This is a genomic window from Caulobacter sp. GW821-FHT10A06, from assembly GCF_059415805.1.
In genome coordinates this window covers 184,464-207,657 of sequence record NZ_JBWKNY010000007.1, presented here as the reverse complement: position 1 = coordinate 207,657, position 23,194 = coordinate 184,464, and the positions used below count along the sequence as shown (strand labels likewise).

Annotated in this window: 24 protein-coding genes and 1 pseudogene; 12 read left to right on the top strand and 13 right to left on the bottom strand. The window is 67.3% G+C overall.

The window, feature by feature from the left end:
- Positions 1 to 66: 66 nt before the first annotated feature.
- Positions 67 to 957 (top strand): branched-chain amino acid aminotransferase, encoded by an 891-nt coding sequence (locus AC07NF_RS21835; RefSeq protein WP_494627270.1) that lies wholly within the window; start codon positions 67 to 69, stop codon positions 955 to 957.
- Positions 958 to 1,069: 112 nt separating this feature from the next.
- Positions 1,070 to 1,942, top strand: a complete 873-nt coding sequence (locus AC07NF_RS21830) for a DUF8189 domain-containing protein (protein ID WP_494627273.1) — start codon at positions 1,070 to 1,072, stop codon at positions 1,940 to 1,942.
- A 3-nt stretch (positions 1,943 to 1,945) separates the two neighbouring features.
- Here the strand turns inward: AC07NF_RS21830 and AC07NF_RS21825 are convergent, their stop codons facing one another.
- On the bottom strand, positions 1,946 to 2,323 hold the full coding sequence (locus tag AC07NF_RS21825; RefSeq protein ID WP_494655333.1) for a phosphatase PAP2 family protein: 378 nt from the start codon (positions 2,321 to 2,323) through the stop codon (positions 1,946 to 1,948).
- 288 nt (positions 2,324 to 2,611) lie between these two features.
- A pseudogene (locus tag AC07NF_RS21820) lies at positions 2,612 to 3,727 on the bottom strand (phosphatidylinositol-specific phospholipase C1-like protein); the annotation flags it as partial.
- Between the two features lie 144 nt (positions 3,728 to 3,871).
- Here AC07NF_RS21820 and AC07NF_RS21815 point away from each other — a divergent pair.
- Positions 3,872 to 4,753 carry a hypothetical protein gene (locus AC07NF_RS21815; protein WP_494627275.1) on the top strand — a complete coding sequence of 294 codons (882 nt, stop codon included), beginning with the start codon at positions 3,872 to 3,874 and terminating at the stop codon, positions 4,751 to 4,753.
- Positions 4,754 to 4,763: 10 nt separating this feature from the next.
- Here the strand turns inward: AC07NF_RS21815 and ahpF are convergent, their stop codons facing one another.
- The 9 genes from ahpF to AC07NF_RS21770 form a co-directional block, all read right to left on the bottom strand.
- Positions 4,764 to 6,350 (bottom strand): alkyl hydroperoxide reductase subunit F, encoded by a 1,587-nt coding sequence (gene ahpF / locus AC07NF_RS21810; protein WP_494627277.1) that lies wholly within the window; start codon positions 6,348 to 6,350, stop codon positions 4,764 to 4,766.
- Between the two features lie 129 nt (positions 6,351 to 6,479).
- Positions 6,480 to 7,043 carry an alkyl hydroperoxide reductase subunit C gene (gene ahpC, locus AC07NF_RS21805; protein WP_492815474.1) on the bottom strand — a complete coding sequence of 188 codons (564 nt, stop codon included), beginning with the start codon at positions 7,041 to 7,043 and terminating at the stop codon, positions 6,480 to 6,482.
- Between the two features lie 290 nt (positions 7,044 to 7,333).
- On the bottom strand, positions 7,334 to 9,328 hold the full coding sequence (locus AC07NF_RS21800) for a TonB-dependent receptor domain-containing protein (protein ID WP_494627279.1): 1,995 nt from the start codon (positions 9,326 to 9,328) through the stop codon (positions 7,334 to 7,336).
- Positions 9,329 to 9,688: 360 nt separating this feature from the next.
- Complete coding sequence (locus AC07NF_RS21795; protein ID WP_494627281.1) at positions 9,689 to 10,678, bottom strand: tetratricopeptide repeat protein; 990 nt, start codon at positions 10,676 to 10,678, stop codon at positions 9,689 to 9,691.
- A gap of 154 nt (positions 10,679 to 10,832) precedes the next feature.
- On the bottom strand, positions 10,833 to 11,234 hold the full coding sequence (locus AC07NF_RS21790) for a DUF4870 family protein (protein ID WP_492815471.1): 402 nt from the start codon (positions 11,232 to 11,234) through the stop codon (positions 10,833 to 10,835).
- Between the two features lie 3 nt (positions 11,235 to 11,237).
- Complete coding sequence (locus AC07NF_RS21785; RefSeq protein WP_494627284.1) at positions 11,238 to 11,582, bottom strand: DUF4870 family protein; 345 nt, start codon at positions 11,580 to 11,582, stop codon at positions 11,238 to 11,240.
- A 238-nt stretch (positions 11,583 to 11,820) separates the two neighbouring features.
- The gene (locus AC07NF_RS21780) at positions 11,821 to 12,369 is read right to left on the bottom strand and encodes a hypothetical protein (RefSeq protein WP_494627286.1); all 549 of its coding nucleotides are present in this window, start codon (positions 12,367 to 12,369) and stop codon (positions 11,821 to 11,823) included.
- A gap of 3 nt (positions 12,370 to 12,372) precedes the next feature.
- Positions 12,373 to 12,777 (bottom strand): dihydroneopterin aldolase, encoded by a 405-nt coding sequence (folB, locus tag AC07NF_RS21775; RefSeq protein WP_492815468.1) that lies wholly within the window; start codon positions 12,775 to 12,777, stop codon positions 12,373 to 12,375.
- A 10-nt stretch (positions 12,778 to 12,787) separates the two neighbouring features.
- The gene (locus tag AC07NF_RS21770) at positions 12,788 to 13,540 is read right to left on the bottom strand and encodes an SDR family oxidoreductase (RefSeq protein WP_494627290.1); all 753 of its coding nucleotides are present in this window, start codon (positions 13,538 to 13,540) and stop codon (positions 12,788 to 12,790) included.
- Between the two features lie 277 nt (positions 13,541 to 13,817).
- Between AC07NF_RS21770 and AC07NF_RS21765 the strand changes: the two genes are divergently transcribed.
- Complete coding sequence (locus tag AC07NF_RS21765; RefSeq protein ID WP_494627293.1) at positions 13,818 to 14,288, top strand: NUDIX domain-containing protein; 471 nt, start codon at positions 13,818 to 13,820, stop codon at positions 14,286 to 14,288.
- Positions 14,289 to 14,388: 100 nt separating this feature from the next.
- On the top strand, positions 14,389 to 15,828 hold the full coding sequence (locus tag AC07NF_RS21760; RefSeq protein ID WP_494627295.1) for an aldehyde dehydrogenase family protein: 1,440 nt from the start codon (positions 14,389 to 14,391) through the stop codon (positions 15,826 to 15,828).
- Between the two features lie 53 nt (positions 15,829 to 15,881).
- Here AC07NF_RS21760 and AC07NF_RS21755 read toward each other — a convergent pair whose 3' ends face one another.
- Entirely contained in the window at positions 15,882 to 16,598 is a 717-nt protein-coding gene (locus AC07NF_RS21755; protein ID WP_494627297.1) for a hypothetical protein, read from the bottom strand.
- 330 nt (positions 16,599 to 16,928) lie between these two features.
- Here AC07NF_RS21755 and AC07NF_RS21750 point away from each other — a divergent pair, with 330 nt between their 5' ends.
- Together AC07NF_RS21750 and AC07NF_RS21745 are read left to right on the top strand one after the other, a co-directional pair.
- Complete coding sequence (locus AC07NF_RS21750) at positions 16,929 to 17,096, top strand: hypothetical protein (protein ID WP_454761479.1); 168 nt, start codon at positions 16,929 to 16,931, stop codon at positions 17,094 to 17,096.
- The gene (locus AC07NF_RS21745) at positions 17,096 to 17,278 is read left to right on the top strand and encodes a DUF3606 domain-containing protein (protein WP_198574899.1); all 183 of its coding nucleotides are present in this window, start codon (positions 17,096 to 17,098) and stop codon (positions 17,276 to 17,278) included. The genes AC07NF_RS21750 and AC07NF_RS21745 overlap by 1 nt, the downstream gene beginning before the upstream one ends.
- Here AC07NF_RS21745 and AC07NF_RS21740 read toward each other — a convergent pair.
- Positions 17,275 to 17,925: a glutathione S-transferase family protein gene (locus AC07NF_RS21740; protein ID WP_494627300.1), complete on the bottom strand. Its 651-nt coding sequence runs from the start codon at positions 17,923 to 17,925 to the stop codon at positions 17,275 to 17,277. The genes AC07NF_RS21745 and AC07NF_RS21740 overlap by 4 nt on opposite strands.
- 320 nt (positions 17,926 to 18,245) lie before the next feature.
- Between AC07NF_RS21740 and AC07NF_RS21735 the strand changes: the two genes are divergently transcribed.
- The 5 genes from AC07NF_RS21735 to AC07NF_RS21715 all read left to right on the top strand — a co-directional run bounded on the left by AC07NF_RS21735 (position 18,246) and on the right by AC07NF_RS21715 (position 23,193).
- Positions 18,246 to 18,398: a hypothetical protein gene (locus AC07NF_RS21735; protein ID WP_492815462.1), complete on the top strand. Its 153-nt coding sequence runs from the start codon at positions 18,246 to 18,248 to the stop codon at positions 18,396 to 18,398.
- 14 nt (positions 18,399 to 18,412) lie between these two features.
- Positions 18,413 to 18,667 carry a hypothetical protein gene (locus AC07NF_RS21730; RefSeq protein ID WP_494627302.1) on the top strand — a complete coding sequence of 85 codons (255 nt, stop codon included), beginning with the start codon at positions 18,413 to 18,415 and terminating at the stop codon, positions 18,665 to 18,667.
- A 730-nt stretch (positions 18,668 to 19,397) separates the two neighbouring features.
- A complete protein-coding gene (locus AC07NF_RS21725; RefSeq protein ID WP_494627304.1) occupies positions 19,398 to 20,930 on the top strand; it encodes a methyltransferase regulatory domain-containing protein in 1,533 nt (510 codons plus the stop codon).
- A gap of 184 nt (positions 20,931 to 21,114) precedes the next feature.
- Complete coding sequence (locus AC07NF_RS21720) at positions 21,115 to 21,246, top strand: hypothetical protein (protein ID WP_494627306.1); 132 nt, start codon at positions 21,115 to 21,117, stop codon at positions 21,244 to 21,246.
- A gap of 84 nt (positions 21,247 to 21,330) precedes the next feature.
- On the top strand, positions 21,331 to 23,193 hold the full coding sequence (locus tag AC07NF_RS21715) for an AMP-binding protein (protein ID WP_494627308.1): 1,863 nt from the start codon (positions 21,331 to 21,333) through the stop codon (positions 23,191 to 23,193).
- Position 23,194 lies beyond the last annotated feature (1 nt).

The window sequence follows — 23,194 nt, the reverse complement described above, 5'->3', positions numbered from 1 at the left end:
TTTATTTGACGCGTTGGCCCTCGGGGCGTCTAAGGGCCGGGTTTCCCATAAGGAGGTCTTGGGCCGATGTCTCTGGTTCCCTTCGACGATCGTGACGGCTGGATCTGGCTGGACGGGCAATTTGTACCCTGGCGCGACGCGAAGGTGCATATTTTGACCCATGGCCTTCACTACGCTTCGTCGGTCTTCGAGGGCGAGCGGATGTACGGCGGCGAGATTTTCAAGCTGACCGAGCATACCGAACGCCTGTTCAAGTCCGCAGAGATCCTCGATTTCAAGATCCCGTACAGCGTGGCCGAGATCGACGAGGCCTGCAAGGCGACGGCGGCCAAGAACAATCTCACAGATTGTTATGTTCGTCCGATCGCCTGGCGCGGCAGCGAAATGATCGGTGTTTCGGCGCAACAGACCAAGATCCACGTCGCCATCGCCGTGTGGGACTGGCCCAGCTACTTCGATCCGGCCACCAAGGCCAAGGGCATCCGCCTGACCTGGGCCAAGTACCAGCGTCCGGACCCCAAGACCGCCCCGGTCGCGGCCAAGGCCGCCGGCCTCTACATGATCTGCACCATCTCCAAGCACGCCGCCGAGAAGGACGGTTACGCCGACGCGATGATGCTGGACTATCGCGGCTATGTGGCGGAAGCCACGGGCGCGAATGTGTTTTTCGTCAAGGACGGCGCGCTGCACACGCCCAAGCCCGACTGCTTCCTGGACGGCATCACCCGCCGCACGGTGATCGACATCGCCCGGAGCAAGGGCATCGAGGTCATCGAGCGCCACATCCAGAAGGAAGAGCTTTCGACCTTCACCGAGTGCTTCATCGTCGGCACCGCCGCCGAGGTGACCCCGGTCTCGGAGATCGGCGAGTTCAAGTTCACGCCCGGCAAGCTGTCGCTGGACCTGATGGACACCTATGCGGCCCTGGTGCGGAACGAGGAACTGCAGCCGGCGTAAGCTGACTCAACCTCGTCACAAGAAGTGATGACGCCACCCGGGGCTCTCCCGGGTGGCGTTTTTCTTAGATGGGTAGAGCATCGCAAAAAACACTCGTGGGAGGAGTATTGCGATGACCGACACCTTGTATGTGCTTCATCAGGGCTACGGGAACGACGGCGCGCTGTGGTGCGCCACGTGGGACGGGACGACCTGGTCGGCCGATACGCCGCTGAATGCCGGCATCACCGGTGGGCCGGCGGTCGTGGCCTATCGCGGCGTGATCCACGTGTTCCGGCAGGGCAGCGGCGACAACGAAGGCGTGCTGCTGCACACGACCTGTGAAAACGGGGTGTGGTCGGCCGATCAGTCGCTGGGCGCGGGCCTGTCGTGGAACCCCGCCGCCGTCGTCTATGACGACAAGATCTGGCTCTTCCACCAGGACGGCTCGAATTCCGGCGCGATGTACCACATGACCTATGACGGGACGAACTGGTCGGCCGACACCCAGATCCCGCTGGGCATGGCGTTCAGCCCCAGCGCCACCGTTTTTCGCGGCAAGATCTACCTGTTCCACATCGGCTACGAAGGGCGGTGGTTCAATCACGCCGACCTGCGGGTCTGGTACACGGTCTATGACGGGACCAGCTGGAGCCAGGACACGCTGCTTGCGCCGCCCTACGTGGCGGGCTGGCCGTCCGTCACGACCCACGGCGATCGCCTGTACGTCTTCTACCAACGCTACGACCAAGGGGCCACCGGCAAGATGAGCGCCATGCGCTACGACGGCTCGGAATGGACCTCGTTCTTCACCCTGCCGTGCGGGATGTCGGAGAGCCCCGCGGCGGTCAGCTTCAACGGCTATGTGCGGGCGTTCCACGAAGGCTACAACGAGGACGGCACGCTTTGGTACGTGCACTGGGACGGCAATGCCTGGGCGGCGGACATCCAGTGTCCGCCGATGATGTCCGACACCCCCGGCGTGGCCGTGCTGCCGGGCGGCTGAGCCCTACTTCCCCGCCGCCGCCATGGCCGCCGCGACTTCCGCCCGCGCCATGGCGATGTCGCGTTCGAAGGCTTCCGACGCGTGCTCGGCGCCGTAGATCACCGCGCCGGACATCACGCCGGCCTCGGTGGCGCTGACGGTGTGGCTGCCGCAGATCCAGCGGCTCTGGGCGTAGTCGCGGCCGCGGGCGTACAGGGCGTCGGCGCGCGAGGGGACCACCTCGGCCAGGATCATGGCGACGTGCTCGCCGAACGCCGAGTGGCCCGACGGATAGTCGGGATTGGCCGTCAGGTCGGCGCGCTTGGGCTCGCAGACGGGCGCGGCGTCCTTGCCGACATACGGTCGCTGCGTGCCCCAGTGGGTCTTGGCCAGGCCGACCACCGAGCGGTCGTCGCCGGCGCGTTCCAAGAGGGCGTTGAGGATCGGGGCGTTGGCCGGGGTCAGGGTCACGTCCAGCGCGGCTTCGAAGTGGTGGAAGGCCGTGCCCGTGACGTCGTCGGTCGCCTGCTTCCAGCGCGGGGTGTCCTTCAGGGATCGGGTCTGGTCGAAGATCGCCGCGTCGGCCAGGGCGCGGGGCGAGCCGGGCTCGGGCGGCTGGGCTAAGATCTTGGTCAGGTCCGGACGGGCGGCGGGTTGCAGATAGCCGCGCGTCGGCGCGCCGGGCAGGGCCTCGATCGCCAGGCCGTTGCAGGCCTTGGCGGCGCGGACGGGGTTGCAGACGGCGACGTCGCCGCCGGTCAGGCGCACGGTGTAGCCGCCCGGCAGGCGCGGGTCGGCCCACATGTAGTCGGTCGAGACATATTGCGCGCCGCTGGTCAGGGCGGCGGTGCGCTGGGCGACGTCGTTCTTACGCGCGGCCCAGGTGTCGGCGTCGGCGCGGGTGCGGACGATGAAGCCGGCCTTCACGGCGGCGGCGATGCGGTCCTTCTGGCCGATCGGATCGTTGAGTGTCAGGTAGGCGGCGGCGGGCGAGGCCTCGTCGGTGTTGATGAACACCGCCCGGCCTTCCAGCGAGGCGCGCTTGCCGCGATAGATCGCGACCTTCTCCGGGGACTCGTCGAGCGCGAAGAACACCTTGCCGCGCGCCGCGCCCAGCTTGGGCCAGCCGCCGGCCAGGACGCCCTCGCGCAAGGTCTTGGCCTTGCCCTGCACCTGGTCGGGGGTGATCAGGCGGTCGTCGCCGAACACCGAGCGGATCTCGGCGTCCAGGTCGTCATAGAGCTTTTCGGTGAAGACCAGAGGGACCACGCCGCCGGGGATGGTCGCCGCGCCCTCCTTGGCGTTCATCATGATCAGGATCGGGGCGTGGTCGCGGTGAGCGTCCGACCAGGCGCGGACCTCCTTCAGGCAGGCCACGAAGGTCACGCACGAGCTGCGGAAGTCGACGTCGGGCATGTGGATAGTCTTGAAGCCCGGCTTGGCCATGGCGGCGGCGACCTCGGGGGTCATCACCGTCCCGCGTCCGAACACCGTCAGCGGCTTGGCGTAACGGCCACCATCCGGATCGGCGACGATGTCGATCTCCAGCTGGCGGGCGCCGGCGTTCAGCTGCTCGGCCAGCGGACGGTGGCCGTAGTCGATGCCCAGGGCCGGCTGGCCCTTCGCCGCGACCATGGCCGCCATCTCATCGGCCGGCGGCAGTAGCTTGTAGGAATTGTGGGTGCCCACGGCCATCAGGTCGTTCATGCCCAGAGCGTCCATGCGGGCGCGGACGCAAGGCGCGCTCTCGTCGCCGGCGGGGCAGGGCGTGGCGGCGACCGCGAGGGCGGCGAGCAGGGGCAGCATGGGCGAACTCCGGGAACCAGAGCGTCGCAGTTATCGGCGGTTTGTGAAGCTTTGACGTCAGGGGCGGATCGCCGGCCAGGCGACTGGACTTGATCGAAGCGGCGTTCTTGGGTTTCTGCCTCCCAGGGTAGAGCTTGGGCGCGCATGAAGCCGACCGACGACGAACAGCCGCCGTTTCCGCCGGATCACCGCACCGGGTGGGAGATCGCGGGCGTCTATACGCGGGCGTGGTTCTGGCTGCTGGCCTGGCCGGTGGGCGTGGTCGGACTTCTGCTGATCCTCAGCCAGGCGCCGTTCGGGGACTACGCCTGGGGGCGATGGGCCTTCAAGGGGCTGCTGTTCTGCGGCGGGATCATCGCCCTTGTCTTTGGCCTCATGGCTTTCAACCTGGCCTTATCGTTCTTGTCCTTGCCCTTCAGGCGCAAGCGCGCGACGCCGGAGGCGCCGCGGCGCATCGCGCGGCTTTCCCCGGCCCAGATCGAAGACGAGATCGCGGACGCTCGCGAGGTCTTGGGCTTCCTCCGCGACCCTCGAAAACGGCGCGGCTGGCAGCGGTGGCTGGCGTGGCTGGAAAGACAGTCGAATATTCCGCCAGCGGAGCGTTCGACCCTCGCGCCAGGGGTCTATCACGCGAAGAAGCCGGCCTGGATCAAGGCGAGCCTGGGGGGCGTGTTCATGGTCGCTCTCACGGTCTGGCTGACCTGGGACCGCGATCCATGGGCGCGTTGGGGTATTGCAGGCTTTGTCGGCCTGATCACGGTGGCCGGGCCCGCCGTCCATTTTGGCGAGCGCCTGGAGCTCACGAACGACAGCCTGGCCTACTATCGCTTCGGTCGTCTCCGGTGGACGGTTCCGCGCGAGCACATCGCGACCAAGGGTGAGGATATCGAGACGTCGTCGTACGCGCTCCACGACCTCCGCACCGGCAAATGGTTGGCGTCGATCAATGGCGAGACCTTCGGCGCCGAGATCGTCGAGGCCCTGGCCGACCTCTTCCCGCCGTTGATCGAACGGGAAGAGGCCTGATCCAGAGGCCTTAAGCCGCCTCCTGCTCCTCGTTCGCGGGCACTTGGCGAATGAGATAGTCGAAGGCCGACAGCGAGGCCTTGGAGCCTTCGCCCATGGCGATGATGATCTGCTTGTACGGCGTGGTGGTCGCGTCGCCCGCGCCGAAGACGCCGGGGATCGACGTCTCGCCGCGATAGTCGACCTCGATCTCGCCGCGGTTGCTCAGCGCCACGCCCGAGTCCTTCAGCCACTCGGTGTTGGGCACCAGGCCGATCTGGACGAACACGCCTTCCAGGTCGACGCGGTGGACGCTGTCGTGGTTGCGGTCCTTGTAGGACAGGCCCGAGACCTTGCCGGCGTTGCCGTGGATCTCGGTGGTCATGGCCGAGGTGACGATCTTGACGTTGGGCAGGCTGGCCAGCTTGCGTTGCAGGACGGCGTCGGCGCGCAGCTGGCTGTCGAACTCGATCAGCGTCACGTGGGCGACGATGCCGGCCAGGTCGATGGCCGCCTCGACGCCGCTGTTGCCGCCGCCGATCACCGCCACGCGCTTGCCCTTGAACAGCGGGCCGTCGCAGTGCGGGCAGTAGGCCACGCCCTTGTTGCGGTACTCGGCTTCACCGGGGACGTTGACGTTCCGCCAACGGGCGCCGGTCGACAGGATGACGGTGCGAGCCTTCAAGGACGCGCCGTTCTCCAGCTTGATCTCGTGCAGGCCGCCCGGCGCCTTGGCCGGGACCAGGCCGACGGCCTTCTGCAGGTTCATCACGTCGACTTCGTAGTCCTTGACGTGCTGCTCCAGCGCCGAGGCCAGCTTGGGGCCTTCGGTGTGCGGCACCGAGATGAAGTTCTCGATGGCCATGGTGTCCAGCACCTGGCCGCCGAAACGCTCGGCCGCCACGCCGGTGCGGATCCCCTTGCGGGCGGCGTAGATCGCCGCGGCCGCGCCGGCCGGACCGCCGCCGATGACCAGCACCTCGAAGGCGTCCTTGGTCTTGATCTTCTCGGCGGCGCGATCGGCGGCGCCGGTGTCCAGCTTGGCCAGGATCTGTTCGACGTCCATGCGGCCCTGGCCGAACGGCGCGCCGTTCAGCAGGATGGTCGGCACGGCCATGACCTGGCGTTCCTCGACCTCGGCCTTGAACAGGGCGCCGTCGATGGCGACGTGGGTGATGCGCGGGTTGAGGGCGCTCATGGTGTTCAGCGCCTGCACCACGTCGGGGCAGTTCTGGCAGGACTGCGAGAAATAGGTTTCGAAGCGGTAGTCGCCGTCCAGCGCCTTGATCCGCTCGATCACCTCCGCGTCGATGCGCGGCGGGTGGCCGCCGACGTGCAGCAGGGCCAGCACCAGCGAGGTGAATTCGTGACCCAGCGGCAGGCCGGCGAAACGGACGTCCGCATCGCCCGAGGCGCGGGTGATGGCGAACGAGGGCTTGCGCGCATTGTCGCCGGCCAGGTTCAGGCTGACCTTGTCCGACGTCGACGCGACGTCTTCCAGCAGCGCCAGCATCTCCTTGGACCCCGCGTCATCGGCGAGGGAGGCGACCAGTTCGATCGGCTGGCGCAGGTTCTGCAGATAGGCAGTCAGTTGAGTCTTCAGACCAGCGTCCAGCATGAGGCGCTCCCAAAAAGCTGAGGGGGAGGAAAGGTAGGCGTTCGAATGTCGGGGGAGGAGATCGAACGCAGCGAACGATCGGGTAGGTCGCGCCGCCGCCTACTGAGCGGCGGCGCGGGTAGCTAAGTCTTAGATTTTGCCGACCAGGTCGAGCGACGGGGCCAGGGTCTTTTCACCCTCTTCCCACTTCGCCGGGCAGACTTCGCCCGGGTGCGAAGCCACGTACTGGGCGGCCTTGATCTTGCGCAGCAGCTCGATGGCGTTGCGGCCGATGCCTTCGGCGGTGGTTTCCGTGAACTGGATCACGCCTTCCGGGTCGATCAGGAAGGTGCCGCGGTCGGCCAGGCCGACGCCCGGACGCATCACTTCGAAGTTGTTGGTGATCGTGCCCGAGGGGTCGCCGACCATGTGGTACTTGATCTTGCCGATGGCCGGCGAGCTGTCGTGCCAGGCCTTGTGCGAGAAGTGCGTGTCGGTCGACACGGCGTAGATCTCGACGCCCAGGCGGGTGAAGACGTCGTAGTTGTCAGCCAGGTCTTCCAGCTCCGTCGGGCAGACGAAGGTGAAGTCGGCCGGGTAGAAGAAGACCACCGACCACTTGCCCTTCAGGTCGGCGTCGCTGACGTCGACGAACTTGCCTTCCTTGTACGAGGTGGCGGTGAAGGGTTTGATCTCGGTGTTGATCAGCGACATGAGACGCTCCGGTTGAAAAACGATGCGCCCTTGTAGCGAACGGGTTTCCGATTAATCAAATTGATAAAACTAGTTCTGACGATAGAGTGGATCTATCAATCTCGCAAAAGCGAGATGGGTCCGGGGTTTGACGGCCGGCCGGGTTGGTCGGATGATGAATTATCGAATGTCGAGTACGGTTTTTGGGCGGGTCGTGCGTAAGGCGCGGTCATAAAAACTTGTGGGAAAGCTTGGCCGTGGAGGCGGATGAGCGCTCCTCCCCCCGTTGGGGGAGAGCCATGTCGCCTAGGTCAGCCGCCGTAATCGAAGTTGGACGGCTTCTTCGACTTGCCACCGAAGGCGTAGCTTAGACCCAGCGTGAAACGGCGCGAATTGTTGTCGTAGTCCACGCTCTGTCTCAGGCCAGGCTGGGTGACGTATTCCCGGGCCTGGCTGGTGTTGAGCACGTCGCGCGCAGTGGCGACCAGCGACAGGCGTTCGTCGATCTTGTGGCGAAAGCCCAGGTTCAGCGTGCTGCTGGCCGGCGCGTAGCCTTGCGGCGTCAGGCGCTTGGCGCGGAGCTGGGCGTTCAGCTGGAAAAGATCGGCGGAGGTGATCTGGCAGTTCAGCGAACCCTTGCCACCGACCAACAGCGCCGAACGGCTCTTCGCGCCGGTCAAGCCTTCGGCGTCGATCTCGGAATAGGTCGCCGTCGTGCTGGCGGTGTAGGTGAGCCTGGAGGTCAGTCGCCCTCCCACCGATAGCTCCAGACCGACGTTGCGCTTGCGGCCCAGGTTCTGCTTGGTCGACAGCAAGGTCCCGGCGTTCAGCGGCGTGACGATGTCGGTGACCGTATCGCGGATGTCCCGGTAGAACACCGTCGCCAGATGATAGGCCGGGCCGTCGCGATACTCGTAGGAAGCCTCGACGCCAAGGGTTTCCTCCGGCTTCAGGGCCGGGTTGCCGGCCGTGACCGTCAGCGCGCCGGCGGTGTTGGGGAACGGGTTCAGATCGTCGGGATCGGGCCGCTCGATGCGTTGTGTGTAGGACCCCTTCAACTGGCGCTGATCGTCGAGGGCGTAGCTGAGGTGCAGTGACGGAAAGGCGCGGGTGTCGGTGTCGCGATGCGTCCCGCCCAAAGTCAGCTGCTCGGTCGTGATCCGCGCGCTCTCGACGCGCAGTCCCATCAGTGCGGTCAGCTTGCCGAACGGCCGCTCCAGCGTCGCATAGGCCGCGGAGACCACCTGGCCGTAGTGGAAGCGGTTCGTCAGGCTGGGGTCCGGGCGAGCCGTCGCCGCGTCTGCTCCGCGCGCGCCGCCGTTCTCGTAGAGATAGCCGTCGTCTTCGACCTGGGCGCCGGCCGTCAACTTGGCGTCCTTCGGCAAAGGTTTGCGGTAGTCGGCGGAAAGCCGCGTCAGGGTCTGGTGCTGGTCGAAGTCCATGGCCTGATAGGCGCCCGACGCCGGTGCGCCGCTCAGGTAGGCGTAGGGTTGGCGGTCCTTGTTGATTGTCGCGCTGTGATCAAGGTCCAGCGTCAGGTCGTGATCCTCGCCGGCGAACTTGCGCACCAGCTGAGTCTCGATCTCGTCGTCATAGACCCGATAGGTCTTGCGGCCGACGCGCGTGGACGAGGTCTCGCGTCCCGGGGCGCGGATGTCGAAGGCGTCCGCCTCATGGGTGACCCAGTCGAGCCGCAGGTGGTGGGCGTCGGCGGAAAGCTGCGTGCGCTCGCCGGCCGCGTATTCGGCCGACAGATGGAGGTTGCCGAAATAGGCGGATGTGCGCCCCTGATAGACGCCGTCGCTCTCGACATCGCCAGACAGGTCACGGTGCTCGCGGGTCCTTTTCTTGAGGATGTTTCGCCGGACGGAAAGGTCACCGTTCAGCGACAGCTTGCTGGAGTTGTAGCCGACGTTCCCCGCGCCGTTCGCCAGGCCCTGGTCGCCGACATTGGCCTGCAGTGAGCCGGTGATTCCGGCCCCCTTGGCCTTCTTGCTGATCAGGTTGATAACCCCGCCCGAGCCGTTGGCGTCGAAGGCGGCCGACGGGTTGGTGATGATCTCCACCCGCGCGTATCGGTCGGCGGGCAGCTGTTGCAAGGCGGCGGCGCGACCCGCGCCCTTGAACAGGCCCGAGGGCTTGCCATCGACCAAGATGGTGACGTTCGGATCGCCGCGCAGCGAAAGGTTCCCCTCCGGATCGACCTCGACCGACGGCAGATTGCCCAGCGCATCGCCGATCGAACCCGTCTTGACCTGTAGGTCGTCGGAGAGGCTGTAACTCCGGCGATCGATCCGGGTCTGCACGCCCGCTTGCGAGGGCGCGGAGATGACGACTCCGTCGATCTTGTTGGCTGGCGCGGGCGACGCGGGGGCTTGGGCTAGGACGGGTTGAGCGACAAAAATAACGGCGAGGCCCAACTGGCCAAGCAAAACTCTCATCGCCGCATCTCACCCTGAAGGCTGTAAAAAACCGAGCAACCTAGGGGTGGCGGCCGAGGCGCTGTCAAGCTTGGGTGGCGGCGGGCTGCTGTATTTTCCGCGAAGGTTCAGGACGCACGGTCGCAAGGTCTCAAAGCAGATGCGTCCTGCTCGAACCGGCTTGGTTCGGATGTCCGCAATGGACCAGCTTCGCAGGCCACCCTCTCCCGCAAGGGGAGCGGGACATCACCCCTGGATCTTCGCTTCCAGCTCGTTGAGCCGCGCCCGCGTCGCCGCCAGGTCCGGGCCGAACCGCGCCGGGTCGGCGGCGGCGAGGCGGCCGGCGATGTCGTAGCTTTCGCGGTAGAGGTCCAGGGCCCGCATGCGGTGGCCGCGGTCTTCGCGCAGGTCGGCCAGGCGCTCCAGATTCACCGACAAAGCGCGCTGGGCCTGGGTGTCTCCGGCTTCGCGGCCGCCGCGCGAGCGGCGTAGGGCCAGGGCCTCCTCGAAGGCCGACAGGGCGGCGTCCAGGCGGCCCTCGGCCTCGGCGGCGTCGCCGACGCCGGAGAGCGCGCCGGCCAGCAGTTCGGCGCTGTCGTCGTTCGGACGGGCCTGGCGCACCGAGCGGGCGTAGGAGACCGAGGTCTCATAGGCCTCGGCGGCGTCGTCGGCCTGGCCCTGGCCGCGCGCGAAGTCGCCCAGGTCGCGATAGACGACGGCCAGCTCCTCGTCGGTATGGGCGACGCGCTTCATCGACTGCAGGATGCGGGCGGCTTCGGCCCACGAGCCGTCGTGGCTGAGCGCGACCAGGCGGGCGCGCAGTTGGGCGAAGGTCTCGGGCTTGGGCGGCGAAGGCGGCGCTTCCGGCTGCGGCGCCGGGGCGGCGACCGGCATGACCGGCGGCGCGACGGGCTGCGGTTGCGGAGCTTGTGCCGGGGCCGGCGTGTGGACCGGCGGGGCGCTCACGGGCTGGGCCTGCACGGCGGCCGGCTCCAGCTCCATCCCGAACGCCATCGGCGCGGGTTTCTTCTTGCGCTTACGGCGGGGTAGCAGGGCGGCGATGATGAGCCCTCCGCCCACGATCGCCGCCGCCGCACCGGCTGTGGGGCGATGCGGCTCGAACGGTCCGAGATCGAGAGACGTGGCCCATGTCCCCAGCGAGCCCCAGCCCGCCACCACGTATCCCGATGTCGCCAGGAGCACCCCCAAGATGATCCCAACCAGTCGCGCCAGCATCACGTCCCCCCGAACGTCACCCAGAAAAAGGGCGTCCCACCGCCAGGGCGCACAAGTCAGCGTACCACCCTATCCCCGTCGAGCCGTCTCAACCGGCAGGGGAAGCTAGCGGCGACGCTGACCCGTTGGTAGGCGCCTGGCGCGGACGGCGCCTCTAAATCAGCCATGCGCGAGGACGCGGATAGCCCTCGCCACGGACCAGATAATAGATGCCCATGATGCAGCGGACCACGAACCACAGGCCGACCGCCCCCAGAATGAGGCCGCCGGCGATGATCATCGGCAGGCCGACCAGCACGATCAGCATCGGGATGCCGAACAGGATCAGCGCGCCGCCGATCAGGAACCAGGCGATCGACAGCCAGAAGGTCCGGATGGCGAAGGTGTAGTGGCTCTCGTTGATCGGTCCGGCGCCGTCGCGGTTCGCATAGGCGACGATCAGGCCGATGATGAAGGTCAGGCCGTTGGTGAAGCCCAGCAGATACAGGCCGTAGACCACGGCGGGCAGGATCTTGTCCTCTTCCGCGCGGGGGGCGATGACGGTCGTGTCGGTCATGGCTTAGAGCATCCAGTTCTTGGGAGTGGGATAGGGTTGGCCCTTCAGCAGGACCGACAGGCCGACGACGCCGCGCACCACCAGCCAGACACCCGTGGCGACCAGGGCGACCATGCCGATGCCGACCGGCGTCAGGATGATGCTGACCACGCTGAACGCCAGAGCCAGCCAGAAGGTGCGGATCTGGAATTCGTAGTGGCTGACCAGCCACTCGGGCGCGTCCTTGCGGCTGATATAGGCGATGATCGCCCCGATCAGGCAGGTGAGACCGCCGGTCGGCGCGCCGGCGATGTGCAGGGCGTAGACCACGCCGGGCAGGGTCTTGTCGTCCTGCAGCCGGGGCGGCACGGCGGGGTCGCCGAGGGGTTCTGTAACGGGGTCGGACAAAGCTTGAGCCTAAGAGAACGTCGTTGGCTCAATGGTCGCGCGGTTGGCGGTGCGATGCAAATGAAGGTGGCGTAACTTAGATGCTCCCCCGCGATGCGGGGGAGCTGTCGCGGAGCGACTGAGGGGGCTAGCTGGAGGTCGGCCGAGCTGGCCCCCTCCGGCCCTCTGGGCCACCTCCCCCGCATCGCGGGGGAGGATCTTAGGGCAGCAGGTCCGTCGGCGGATCGTGCGGGTCGAAGGTCGCGCCGCGGTTCAGCCAGGGCAGGGCGGCCAGCATCAGGATCAAAACAAAGCCCATCCGCGCGGCCATCTCGATGCCGACCGCGGCCATGCCGGCGGTCAGCGAGAACATCAACATCGCAACCGCGCCGAAGGCCAGGAGGCCGATCACCCAGGTGAAGGCCTCGCGCACCTGGAACCCGGCCGTGCCGAACCGGGCGCGGGGCGAGAGGTCCGCCCCGACGGCGGCCAGGGCGCGGGCCAGGGTTGAGAAGCTGGCCAGCCGGTCCTCGAACCGGCCGGGGCCGACATAACTCTGCGAGGTGATGATCAGCCGGCGGCGACCGAAGGTGATCAGCAGACTGCGGCGGCGGCCCTCGCGATCGGCGGCCAGGCGGTAGCGGGTCAGGCTCGACAGCGGGAACTGGCGGACGATCTTGCCGCGCGTCTCGGTCAGCGTGCCGGCGTCCAGGGTCCAGACCGTTTCGGGCTGGAAGGGGGCGAGCCGGGCGCTGTGCGAGACTTCCAAAGGCTAGCTCCGGACGGCGGTGATCTCGACGCCGGCGGCGGCCGCGTGCGGGGCCAGGGCCTCGGGCTTTTCGATCCGCACCCGGGCGCGGGTGACGCGGGGGTCGAAGAAGCAGGCCTGGGCCAGGCGCTCGGCGAAGGTCTCGACCAGGCCGACATGCCCCTCGGCGGCGATGGCGCGGGCGGCTTCGCCGATGCGCTCGTAATTGACGGTGTCGCCCAGGCGCTCGAAGTGGCTGGCGGCCACGTCCAGCTCGACATCGACGATCAGGGTCTGGGTGCGGCCGTACTCGTGGTCGTAGACGCCGATGCCGGCGTCGACCTTGAGGCCGCGCACGAAGACCTTGGTGACGATCACGCGGGCCAGGTCCTGCGGCGCGGTGTTTTCGGCGAGGGGCGAAGCGGCCAAGCGTGGCCTCCTACGGAGCAACAATATCCGGCGTTTGCCAGCCCAGGTGCTGGCCGCCGTCCACGGCGATCATCTGGCCCGTGACCGACGTTGCGTCAATCAGATAGCGCAGGGCGGCGGCGACCTCGTCCGGCGTGGCGCGGCGCTGCAACAGCACCCCGGCGGCCTCGGCCTCGAACTCGCCGGGGGCTTGGTGCACCGAGGGCAGGGTGGGGCCGGGGCCGATGGCGTTGACCCGCACGCGCGGCGCCAGGGCCTGGGCCAGCGTCTGGGTGGCCCACCACAGCCCGGCCTTGGCCAGGGAATAGCTGAAGAACTGCGGGTTCGGGCGCAGCACCCGCTGGTCGACGATATTGATGACCAGGCCCTGCGTGTCGGCCGGCAGCGCCGCCGCGAAGGCCTCGGCCAGCACGATCGGGGCGCGCAGGTTGGTCTCGAGGTGCAGGTCCCAGGTCTCGCGCGACAGCCCGCCGACGCGATCGTCCTCGAAGGCCGAGGCGCTGTTGATCAGCAGGGTGAGGGGACCGATCTCGGCGGAGGCGGCGATCAGGCCGCGCACGGCGGTCTCGTCGGACAGCTCGGCGCGGACCAGGACCGCGCGGCGGCCCAGCGCCCGCACGGCCTGCGCCGTCTCCTCGGCTTCGTCAGCCGAGGCGCGATAGTGGACGGCGACGTCGTAGCCGGCGCGGGCGGCCTCAAGGGCCAGGGCCTTGCCGATCCGGCGCCCCGCGCCGGTGACCAGGGCCGCGCCGCGGGTGCCCATTAGTCGATGCGGCCGAACTCGACGTAGTTCAGGGCGAGCACGACGCCCAGGAAGATAACGATGACACCGATCGCGAGCATGGCGCGGCTCCGGAAGAGAGAACAGGTGTTGCGGCTTTAGCCGTGCGCGGCCTGGACCGCAAGCCGTGGGGCCGCCCTCGTCCTTCGACAGGCTCAGGATGAGGGCTACTGTTGGGGCGGTTCACTAGAAAACCTCATCCTGAGCTTGTCGAAGGACGAGGTTTTCGGGCCCTCGGTGTTGAGGCTAGAACACTCAAATGCTCTGGCGACGCCGCATCGAACCCTTCACCCGGCCCCTGGTCTACGCCTTCTTCCGGTTCAGGCGCGGCCTGACCCTGGGCGTGCGAGCGGTGGTCACCAATGACGCCGGCCAGGTGCTGCTGCTCCAGCACACCTACATCCACGGCTGGTACCTGCCCGGCGGCGGGGTCGAGCGCGGCGAGACGGCCGAGACCGCCGTCGTGCGCGAGCTTGAGGAGGAGGCCGGCGTCCGCGCCCTGTCCCGCCCGCGCCTGGTCTCGGCCCACAGCAACGAGGTCGTCCACCCCGGCGACCACGTCCTCGTCTACCGCGTCGACGCCTGGGAGCCCTGCGCCTCGGACGCCGCCGGCGAGATCCACGAGCTGGGCTGGTTCGACCCGAACGCCCTGCCAGAGGGCGTCTCGCCCGGCACCCGCCGTCGTCTGGCCGAGATCTTCGGTCAGACTCCGACCGATCCGATGTGGTGACCCCTTCACACCTGAACGCCGATCACATTAAATGCTTGTTTGAAACCGCCCGCCGCCTCTCCAATTAGAGCGGGCTCCAATCCAAGGGCAGGAGAACGGCATGCGCGAGTACACCAAGTTCTACATCGACGGCGCCTGGGTCGATCCCGCGACGCCCAAGCCGCTGGACGTCATCAACCCGGCCACCGAAGCGGTCGCCGGCGTGATCTCGCTGGGCTCGGAAGCCGACGTCGACAAGGCCGTCCGCGCCGCCCGCAAGGCGTTCGAGACCTTCAGCCAGACCAGCCGCGAAGAGCGCATCGACATCCTCGAGCGCATCATCGCCGAGTACCAGAAGCGCTTCGAGGACATGGCGAAAGCCATCACCGAGGAGATGGGCGCCCCCGCCTGGCTGGCCCAGCGCGCCCAGGCCGCCATGGGCATCGCCCACGTCCAGACCGCCGCCGCCGTGCTCAAGGGCTACAAGTTCGAGGAAGACCGGGGCACGACCCGGATCGTCAAGGAGCCGATCGGCGTCTGCGCCTTCATCACGCCGTGGAACTGGCCGGTGAACCAGATCGCCTGCAAGGTTGCGCCGGCCATCGCCACGGGCTGCACCATGGTGCTGAAGCCCTCGGAAATCGCGCCGTTCAGCGGCTATGTCTGGACCGAGATCCTGCACGCCGCCGGCGTCCCGGCCGGCGTCTTCAACCTGGTCAATGGCGACGGCCCCACGGTCGGCGCGGCGCTGTCCAGCCACCCGCAGGTCGACATGGTCTCGTTCACCGGCTCGACCCGCGCCGGCATCGAGGTGGCCAAGAACGCCGCCCCGACCGTCAAGCGCGTGCACCAGGAGCTGGGCGGCAAGAGCCCCAACATCATCCTGGACGACGCCGACTTCGCCCGCGCGGTGGGCGGCGGCGTGGCCTCGGTGATGATGAACTCGGGCCAGTCGTGCAACGCCCCGACCCGCATGCTGGTCCCCGGCCAGCGCATGGACGAGGTCATCGCCATCGCCAAGGCCGCCGCCGAGGGCCACACGGTCGGCGACCCGAACGGCAACCACAAGATGGGCCCGGTGGTCTCCGAGGTGCAGTGGAACAAGATCCAGGGCCTGATCCAGAAGGGCATCGACGAGGGCGCCACCCTGGTCACCGGCGGCGTCGGCCGGCCGGAAGGTCTGGACAAGGGCTACTACGTCAAGCCGACCGTCTTCGCCAATGTGAAGCCCGACATGACGATCTCGAAGGAAGAGATCTTCGGCCCGGTGATCTCGATCCTGGGCTACGACACGGTCGAGGAAGCCGTCACCGTCGGCAACGACACCGAGTACGGCCTGGCGGCCTATGTCTCGGGCACCGATCCGGAGGGTGTCCGCGCGGTCGCTTCGAAGCTCCGCGCCGGCCAGGTGAACCTGAACGGCGCCAGCCCCGACCTGATGGCCCCGTTCGGCGGCTACAAGATGAGCGGCAACGGCCGCGAGTGGGGGGATCACGCGTTCGGGGAGTTCCTCGAGACGAAGGCGATCCTGGGGTACGCGCCGAAGGCGGCGGCGGAGTAGGGGTTTACTGAGGTTGGACTTGGAGAGGGCGGGGCCGGGAGGCTCCGCCTTTTTCATTCTAAGCGTTTCTTGTTGCCAACAATAATCCAGAATGACGGCTCGCTTGCACTTGGATCATGTCGGATTTTAGCTTCTATGCCTGAGCCATTTAGTATTTTCGCCAATAATTTAGCTCGAGGTCGAAGGCTTTTTTCATATCGGTCTTGATTGAAGGCTATTGTTACAAATTCATCTGTTGCGAATAGGCCGATTATTCGGTCGCCAGTTGTCTCATGCGCTCCATGATCAGGAGCAACTTTCTCCCAACCAGCACTCTCTAGAGCTTCAATTACGCTGTAGGCTAACCGTACACTCTCTCGATCGTCAGCGGCACCAGGCTCAAATTTCTGACCTTTGAAGGCGGACAGCTTTTGGGAAATCGCTTTGATCGCTTCCGGCGTCAGATATCTCCAACTTGCCTGCGCCTTTAGTTTTTCCGTCTCCAGCCTTGCTATTGCGGTCTCTGCTTCTAAGCCTGCGGCGCGAACAGCCAGCTCAGCAGTTTCTTGTTTGGCTTTCCTTGCTGCTGAATTCGCTTCTGCAGCGCCTCTCAGTGCTTCGGCGATTCTAACCTCAGCCTGTTTTTCACGAAGATCAGCTCTGTGATCTTTTTCGGCGCTGCTGAGCGCCGAGATGAAGCCGCCGATTGTGGCCAGGACGGCAGCGAAGACGCCTGTCCAAGTTGCGACGGAGGCGACTAGAGCAAGCGTCGCATCACTCATCTTGCGCATAGCCTTCGCATCTTTCTCTCTTTTCCTGGCGGATTACATTCACCGACCGCCTCCAGGGGCGGAGCCAACCTTGCATTTCTTGGAAGCTGCAGCGTGCCGGACTGACCCGGTCAGTCAAGGACCGCCCACCGGAAACCCTCTCTCATGGAGAGAGGGAGGGGCCCGCGCCGGAGGCGTGGGAGGGTGAGTGGGTAGGCTGAGCCAGTGGACGATCTTGGCGCCGTTGCGGGCGATGTGCCGGCGCGCCGGCTGAGGGTGTAACCACTCACCCTCCCGCCGCTGCGCGGCGGGCCCCTCCCTCTCTCTAAGAGAGAGGGTTATAGTCGCTCAATGACCGCCGACTCTCCGCCGCCCGACGAGACCCCCATCCAGCGCGCTCTGCGCCTGAAGCAGGCCGCTCTCGACGCGCGGCCGAAACCGCCGCGGGGCGGCAAGTTTCAGCGACAACAAGCCAACCGCAACGCGGCGGGCGATTCCAGACCGTGGGGGAGCCGCTGATGGCCGGCCTGAAGGACAAGCGTGGGTTCATCGACAAGGAGCGCCTGGATCTCTCCGAGCGTCAGGCCGTCGAATACTGGATGAAGCGTTGGGGCGTGACCCGCGACCAGATCACGGCCGCCCACCGCAAGGTCGGCAAGATGACCAAGGACATCGCCGCCGAGCTGGGCAAGAAGCGCTAGGTCTTCGAGGCTTCCACCCACACCTGGTGCTGATCGTCATAGGCCCGCTGGAACGCCGGCCTAGCCTCGGCGCGCGCCACATAGGCCGTGAGCGTCGGATAGTCCGCCAGCACCCCTGACGAGCCCAGCCGCCGCAGCACCCCGACCATCATCAGGTCGCCGGCGCTGAAGGCCCCATCCAGCCACTCGGCGTCGCCCAGGCGGGCGGCCAGCTGGTCCAGCCGTGTACGGACGGCCTGCTCCAGCATCGGCTGACGGGCTTCGAACCACGGCTTGTCGCGCTCCAGGATCGTGGCCATGCCGAACTCGACGATCGGCGGCTGCATCGTGCTCATGGCGGCGAACATCCAGGCCAGCGCGCGGGCGCGGCCGTCGGCGTCGGCCGGCAACAGTCCTGCATGGTTCAGGGCGATGTGGTGCACGATGGCGGCCGACTCGAACAGCACGAGGTCGCCGTCCTCAAAGGTCGGGATCTGGCCGAACGGCTGGATCGCCACGTGCTCGGCTTCCTTCATCTGCGCGAAGGTCACCAGCCGCACGTCATAGGACTGACCGACCTCCTCCAGCGCCCAGCGCACCTGCATGTCGCGCGCCAGGCCTCGGCCGCGGTCGGGGGACGCCTTGAAGGCGGTGATGGTGGGGCTCATGACGATGTCTCCGCGCTGTTGGGCATCCTAAGGACGAATGGCCAAAGCGCATCCCGACATGGGCGTGAATTTTCTTTCGCGTTGGCGGGCAGGCCGGAGGGCAGGTTTTCTGAAATCGAGTCCGGCCCCGGAAAAAGAAAATCGTCCGTATTTTTGATCAATCGGGCGGGCGTTTTATTTCTGTCCTGCAAGAAAAACCGCGCGCCATAGGCGGATTTTATTAATCCGATCGGGCGTTCGATTTTGTGTTATCGTAGCTCATGCGCACAATCACAGACCGAATTGTTCTCACCGTCGCTCACCGCGAAGGCTTTTGGAGCGTGGAGCAGGAGGGCGCCTATTTCGGCCAATCCTCCGAAAAGGAGGTGGCCAAGGCCGCCGCCACGCGCCGAGCGCGTGACTTGCAGGACGGCGGTCGCCCCTGCCAGATCCGGATCAGCGGCGAGCACGGCTTCTGGGCCAAGGCGCTGTGAACAAGGTTTCTTCCATGAGCAAGGCTCCGCCCAAGCCTGCACCGCCGCCCGCCGTGCTGTTCCAGCGCCAGATCCAGGACGCCCTCACCGGCGGCGCCGGCCTGGCCGACCTGACCCTGCGCCTGACCCTGGGTGACTCCCGCCGCCTGCGCCGCGATTCCGACTTGCCGCTGGACGCGATCAGCTATCGCGACGGGGTGATGTGTTTTCTGGGTGTGAAGGTGGTCGAGGGCGGGGTTGAAGCCAGCGTGCTGGAGCGCGGCGAGTAGGACCAGAGGTAGGCTGGGCCCTCCCAGATCCTCCCCCTAGCGGGGGAGGTGGCGCGAAGCGCCGGAGGGGGTAGTTGTCCTGGCCCTGCCTCTTCCCCCTCCGTTGGCTGCGCCGACACCTCCCCCGCTAGGGGGAGGGTCTATGAGCGTTCAGCCGTCGCTATCCCCGGCGTTCGCGAGATCGACCCGAGCGAAATCAACGCCTTGTCGATTTTACACGCCCCTGAATGATCCGCGTTCAGCCCCGCTCCATACTCTTCCTCACCCGATAGCGCGGAAGGGACGTCCGGCCGGCGATCGTGACGGCTGTCGGGGGTGGTCGAGCGGGAAGCGCTCGCCGGGGTCTCTTCGGAGGCTCGTCTTCGCGACGGATCCAGGCGCAGGCTCCCTGAAACATCGGGACAAAGCCCTGGCGGCGACGACTTAGGCGAACGCAACAGGCACGGGCTGAAATCGCCTGTGCATTCCGGAGGGAAGCCAAACCCTCCGACCGTCGAAGGCGCGTTCGGGAGCGGGTTAAAACCCCGCGCCTCGGAGGCTTTCGGATAACGGCCGCGCGGAGCGTCCTGGCTTCGTCGAAACGGTATTCAACTTCCACACTCCGGACGTCGTCCGGCGCTCCGCAGTCCCTTCCACCCCTTCAGCGGCTTGGCCGCGTGAGGCCGAGAACCCTTGCCCTTGTGACCCCGCCAGCCCACGGTCGCCCGCAACTGACTCGCGGAGAGGTTTGATGAGCGCGGACTGGAGCGGCGGCTATGCGGTCGAGACGGGCTACACCTACCACACCTATCCGGAGCTGAATCCCGTCCGCGCCGCCCTGCCGCTGCTGCTGAAGGGCGTGCGGGCGCCCAAGATCGAGACGGCCTGCGAGTTGGGGTTCGGCCAGGGCTGCTCGGCGGCGGTGCATGCGGCGGCTCAGGCGGACATCGAATGGTGGGGCTGCGACTTCGCCCCGGCCCATGCGGTCTTCGCGCGGGACCTGGTGGCCGCCAGCGGCGCGCCGGCGCGCTTCACCGACGACTCGTTCGAGGAATTCGCCGCTCGTCCGGACCTGCCGGACTTCGACTTCATCGCCTTGCACGGCATCTGGAGCTGGGTCAGCGACGAGATCCGGGGGCAGATCGTGGCCTTCCTGCGCCGCAAGCTGAAGCCGGGCGGCATCGTCTACATCACCTACAACACCATGCCCGGCTGGGCGACGGCCGCGCCGCTGCGCCACCTGATGAAGCGTCATGTCGACCTGATGGGCGCGCCGGCGCGCGGGCCGCACGCCAATCTGGACGCCGCTCTGTCGACCATGCAGCGGTTCTTCGCCCTGGATCCGGCCTATGCGCGGGTCAATCCCGGCGTGGTCGACCGGCTGGACGGGCTGCTGCGCCAGGACCGCACCTATCTGGTCCACGAATATCTGGGCGGCCACTGGCAGCCGATGTGGTTCGCCGAGCTGGAGCAGCGGTTGGCGACGGCCAAGCTGTCTTTCGGGGCCTCGGCCTGGATGGCCGACCATATCGAGGGGCTGAACCTGTCGCCCGACATGCTGGGCTTCCTGGCCGAGCTGCCCGATCCGTCGCTACGCGAGACCTTCCGCGACGTGGCGGTGCAGGCCCAGTTCCGGCGCGACTACTGGCTGCGGGGCGCGCAAGGCTTGAACCCGGCCGATCAGCGCCGCGCCCTGCGCGACCAGCGCGTGGTGCTGGCCAAGCCCGTCAGCCAGCGGCCGGCCAAGACCACCGGGGTCTATGCCGAGACGACGCTGGAGGGGCCGGTCTATGACGTCCTCTACGACGTGCTGAAGGATCACCAGCCGCGGTCGCTGGGCGAGCTGGAGGCGGCGCTGCCGGCGGGGACGCCGCTGCCGGACCTGACCCAAGCGGTGGTGGCGCTGATGAGCCAGGGGGCGGTGCTGCCGGTCCAGACGGCCGAGACGGCGACGCGCTCGGCGGGCACGGCGCGGGCGCTGAACCTGGAGCTGGCCCGGCGGGCGGCGGAATCGACGGATCTGGGCGTCCTGGCCTCGCCGGTGACGGGCGGGGCGCTGAACGCCTCGCGCTTCGACCAGTTGTTCTGGCTGGCGATGCAGGAAGGCGGCGGGCCGGACGACTGGGCGCGGCATGCGGTCGGCGTGCTGGCGGGGCAGGGACAGACCCTGGTCTCGGGCGGCGCGCCGATGTCGCCCGACGCGGTGCGGGCGGCGCTGGAGGCCCAGGCGCGGAACTTCGCCGAGGTCGAGCTGCCGTGCTGGCGCGGGCTCGGGGTGGCCTAGGAGGGAGAGACAACCTGCCGCAGGGTCGGCCTGCCATCGCCCTGTCATCGTTTGCATGATCTCCTCGCGAGTCGGTGACGAGGATCGGCGGAGCGACCGGATGGCGGGCGTGGACGTTGGCGGCGTTGAACTAGACTTTGCCTGCCCTCGGTGCGGGAGCCCGGCGCGTGCGGCGATTGAAGCCGTGCGCATGCTGCCGGTGATCGACTGCCTGGCCTGCGGCGAGCGGTTCGGCGTCGACCTCGAGGCCTTCAGCGCCCAGGTCACCCAGGCCGAGGCGGCGGCCAAGGCGGCCCGCAAGAAGCGGAAGGCTTAGGGGGCTTCCCCGAAGGGCAACCTTGCCGCGCGCGGGGTTTCCGCTACCGTCAGGATAACAACGATAACCTGAGGGAGTGAGACCATGTCGCCGCCAGACGGCGCGTCGCCCTCGCGCGACGTATCCAGCGTGCCGTTCAAGCCCCTGGCCATGAAAGGCCCCGACGTCAGCGTCGAGCGCCGGGCCGACGGGACCATCGTCATCACCTCGAACCACGCGCCGGGCCAGGGTCCGCGCTCGATCGCCCACCTGATCGCCGCCAAGGCCGCCGAGCATCCGGACCGGCCCTACATCAAGCAGCGCGAGCCCGGCCACGGCCCCTGGCGCGGCGTCACCTACGGCCAGGCGCTGCGGGCGATTGAAGGCATTGCCCAGTGGCTGCTGGATCGCGGCCTAAAGGCCGACGACAGCGTCATGATCCTGTCGGGCAATTCGATCGAGCACGCCCTGATCACGCTGGGCGCCTACACCGCCGGCGTCCCGGCCGCGCCGATCAGCCCGGCCTACAGCCTGATCTCGACCGACCACGCCAAGCTGAAGCACTGCTTCGACAAGGTCGCGCCCCGCGTCGTCTTCGCCCAGAACGGCGCCCTGTTCACCAAGGCGCTGGAGACGCTCAAGGGCATCGACCCGACCATCGCGGTGATCACGCTGGACGGCGAGGGGGCGATCCCGTTCGCCGAAGTTGCCGGAACCGAACCAACGACGGCCGTGGCGGCGGCGCTGGAAACGGTCGGGCCCTCGACCGTAGCCAAGTACCTCTTCACCTCCGGCTCGACCGGCCTGCCCAAGGCCGTGCCCCAGACCCACGGCATGATGGCCGGCGTGATCGCGGGCCAGGAGGGTATCCGCACCGATACGCCGGAGCCGGACGAAGTTCCGCAAAGCCTCGAGTGGATGCCTTGGAGCCATATCTCGGCCGGCAATATCGGCTTCAACGGCGTGCTCTGGGCCGGCGGCACCCTGCACATCGACGAGGGCAAGCCGCTGCCGGGCATGTTCGAGACGACGATCAAGAACCTGTACGAGGTCTCGCCGATCGTGTTCGGCTCGGCCCCGATCGCCTTCTCGATGCTGGCCGAAGCGATGGAGAACGATCCGGCGCTGCGGGCCTCGTTCTTCAAGAACCTGCGCTACATGGGCTATGGCGGCGCGACGCTCAGCAACGACGTCTACAATCGGATGCAGGCCCTGGCCGTGGCCGAGACCGGCCAGCGCATCCCGCTGACCACGATGTACGGCGCGACCGAGACGCAAGGCATCACCGTCACCCACTGGATCACCGAGCGGGTCGGGCTGGTCGGCCTGCCCCTGCCGGGCATCCAGCTGAAGCTGGCGCCCAGCGGCTCCAAGTACGAGGTCCGCGTGAAGGGGCCGACCGTGGCGGCCGGCTATCACAAGGATCCTGAGCGGACCTCGGCCGCCTTCGACGAGGAAGGCTTCTACAAGCTGGGCGACGCGGCGCGGTTCGTGGATCCGGAGGACCCGGCCAAGGGCCTGGTGTTCGACGGCCGGGTGACCGAGGATTTCAAGCTGGACAGCGGCACCTGGGTCAGCGTCGGCGTGCTGCGGCCCGACATCGTGGCGGCGTGCAGTCCCTACATCCACGACGCGGTGATCACCGGCCAGGACAAGCCGTTCATCGGCGCGATGCTGTGGCCCTCGCCGGCGGGCCTTGCGGCCCTGGTCGCCGATCCGGGACCGGGCACGCCGCTGGAGAAGCTCGTTTCGATCCTGCGCGACCGGCTCGGCGCCTTCAACGCGGCGGCTGGCGGTTCGTCGCGGCGCATCGGCCGCTTCACCATCCTGACCGAGCCACCCTCGATCGACGCCGGCGAGATCACCGACAAGGGCTACGTCAACCAGCGCTGCACGCTGGATCGACGGGTCGAGCGGGTCGAGGCGCTGTACGCCAAGGACCCGGGCGAGGGCGTGTTCGCGGTCTAGA

Excerpts from the sequence above, each read along its gene's own strand:
- AC07NF_RS21790 (WP_492815471.1), bottom strand. The coding sequence starts at position 11,234 with ATGACCGACACGACCGTCATCGCCCCCCGCGCGGAAGAGGACAAGATC.
- AC07NF_RS21715 (WP_494627308.1), top strand. The coding sequence starts at position 21,331 with ATGTCGCCGCCAGACGGCGCGTCGCCCTCGCGCGACGTATCCAGCGTG.
- ahpC (WP_492815474.1), bottom strand. The coding sequence starts at position 7,043 with ATGTCGCTGATCAACACCGAGATCAAACCCTTCACCGCCACCTCGTAC.
- AC07NF_RS21815 (WP_494627275.1), top strand. The coding sequence starts at position 3,872 with ATGAAGCCGACCGACGACGAACAGCCGCCGTTTCCGCCGGATCACCGC.
- ahpF (WP_494627277.1), bottom strand. The coding sequence starts at position 6,350 with ATGCTGGACGCTGGTCTGAAGACTCAACTGACTGCCTATCTGCAGAAC.
- AC07NF_RS21770 (WP_494627290.1), bottom strand. The coding sequence starts at position 13,540 with ATGGGCACCCGCGGCGCGGCCCTGGTCACCGGCGCGGGGCGCCGGATC.
- AC07NF_RS21835 (WP_494627270.1), top strand. The coding sequence starts at position 67 with ATGTCTCTGGTTCCCTTCGACGATCGTGACGGCTGGATCTGGCTGGAC.
- AC07NF_RS21755 (WP_494627297.1), bottom strand. The coding sequence starts at position 16,598 with ATGCGCAAGATGAGTGATGCGACGCTTGCTCTAGTCGCCTCCGTCGCA.
- AC07NF_RS21750 (WP_454761479.1), top strand. The coding sequence starts at position 16,929 with ATGACCGCCGACTCTCCGCCGCCCGACGAGACCCCCATCCAGCGCGCT.
- AC07NF_RS21760 (WP_494627295.1), top strand. The coding sequence starts at position 14,389 with ATGCGCGAGTACACCAAGTTCTACATCGACGGCGCCTGGGTCGATCCC.
- AC07NF_RS21740 (WP_494627300.1), bottom strand. The coding sequence starts at position 17,925 with ATGAGCCCCACCATCACCGCCTTCAAGGCGTCCCCCGACCGCGGCCGA.
- AC07NF_RS21795 (WP_494627281.1), bottom strand. The coding sequence starts at position 10,678 with ATGCTGGCGCGACTGGTTGGGATCATCTTGGGGGTGCTCCTGGCGACA.
- AC07NF_RS21725 (WP_494627304.1), top strand. The coding sequence starts at position 19,398 with ATGAGCGCGGACTGGAGCGGCGGCTATGCGGTCGAGACGGGCTACACC.
- AC07NF_RS21730 (WP_494627302.1), top strand. The coding sequence starts at position 18,413 with ATGAGCAAGGCTCCGCCCAAGCCTGCACCGCCGCCCGCCGTGCTGTTC.
- AC07NF_RS21830 (WP_494627273.1), top strand. The coding sequence starts at position 1,070 with ATGACCGACACCTTGTATGTGCTTCATCAGGGCTACGGGAACGACGGC.
- AC07NF_RS21765 (WP_494627293.1), top strand. The coding sequence starts at position 13,818 with ATGCTCTGGCGACGCCGCATCGAACCCTTCACCCGGCCCCTGGTCTAC.
- AC07NF_RS21745 (WP_198574899.1), top strand. The coding sequence starts at position 17,096 with ATGGCCGGCCTGAAGGACAAGCGTGGGTTCATCGACAAGGAGCGCCTG.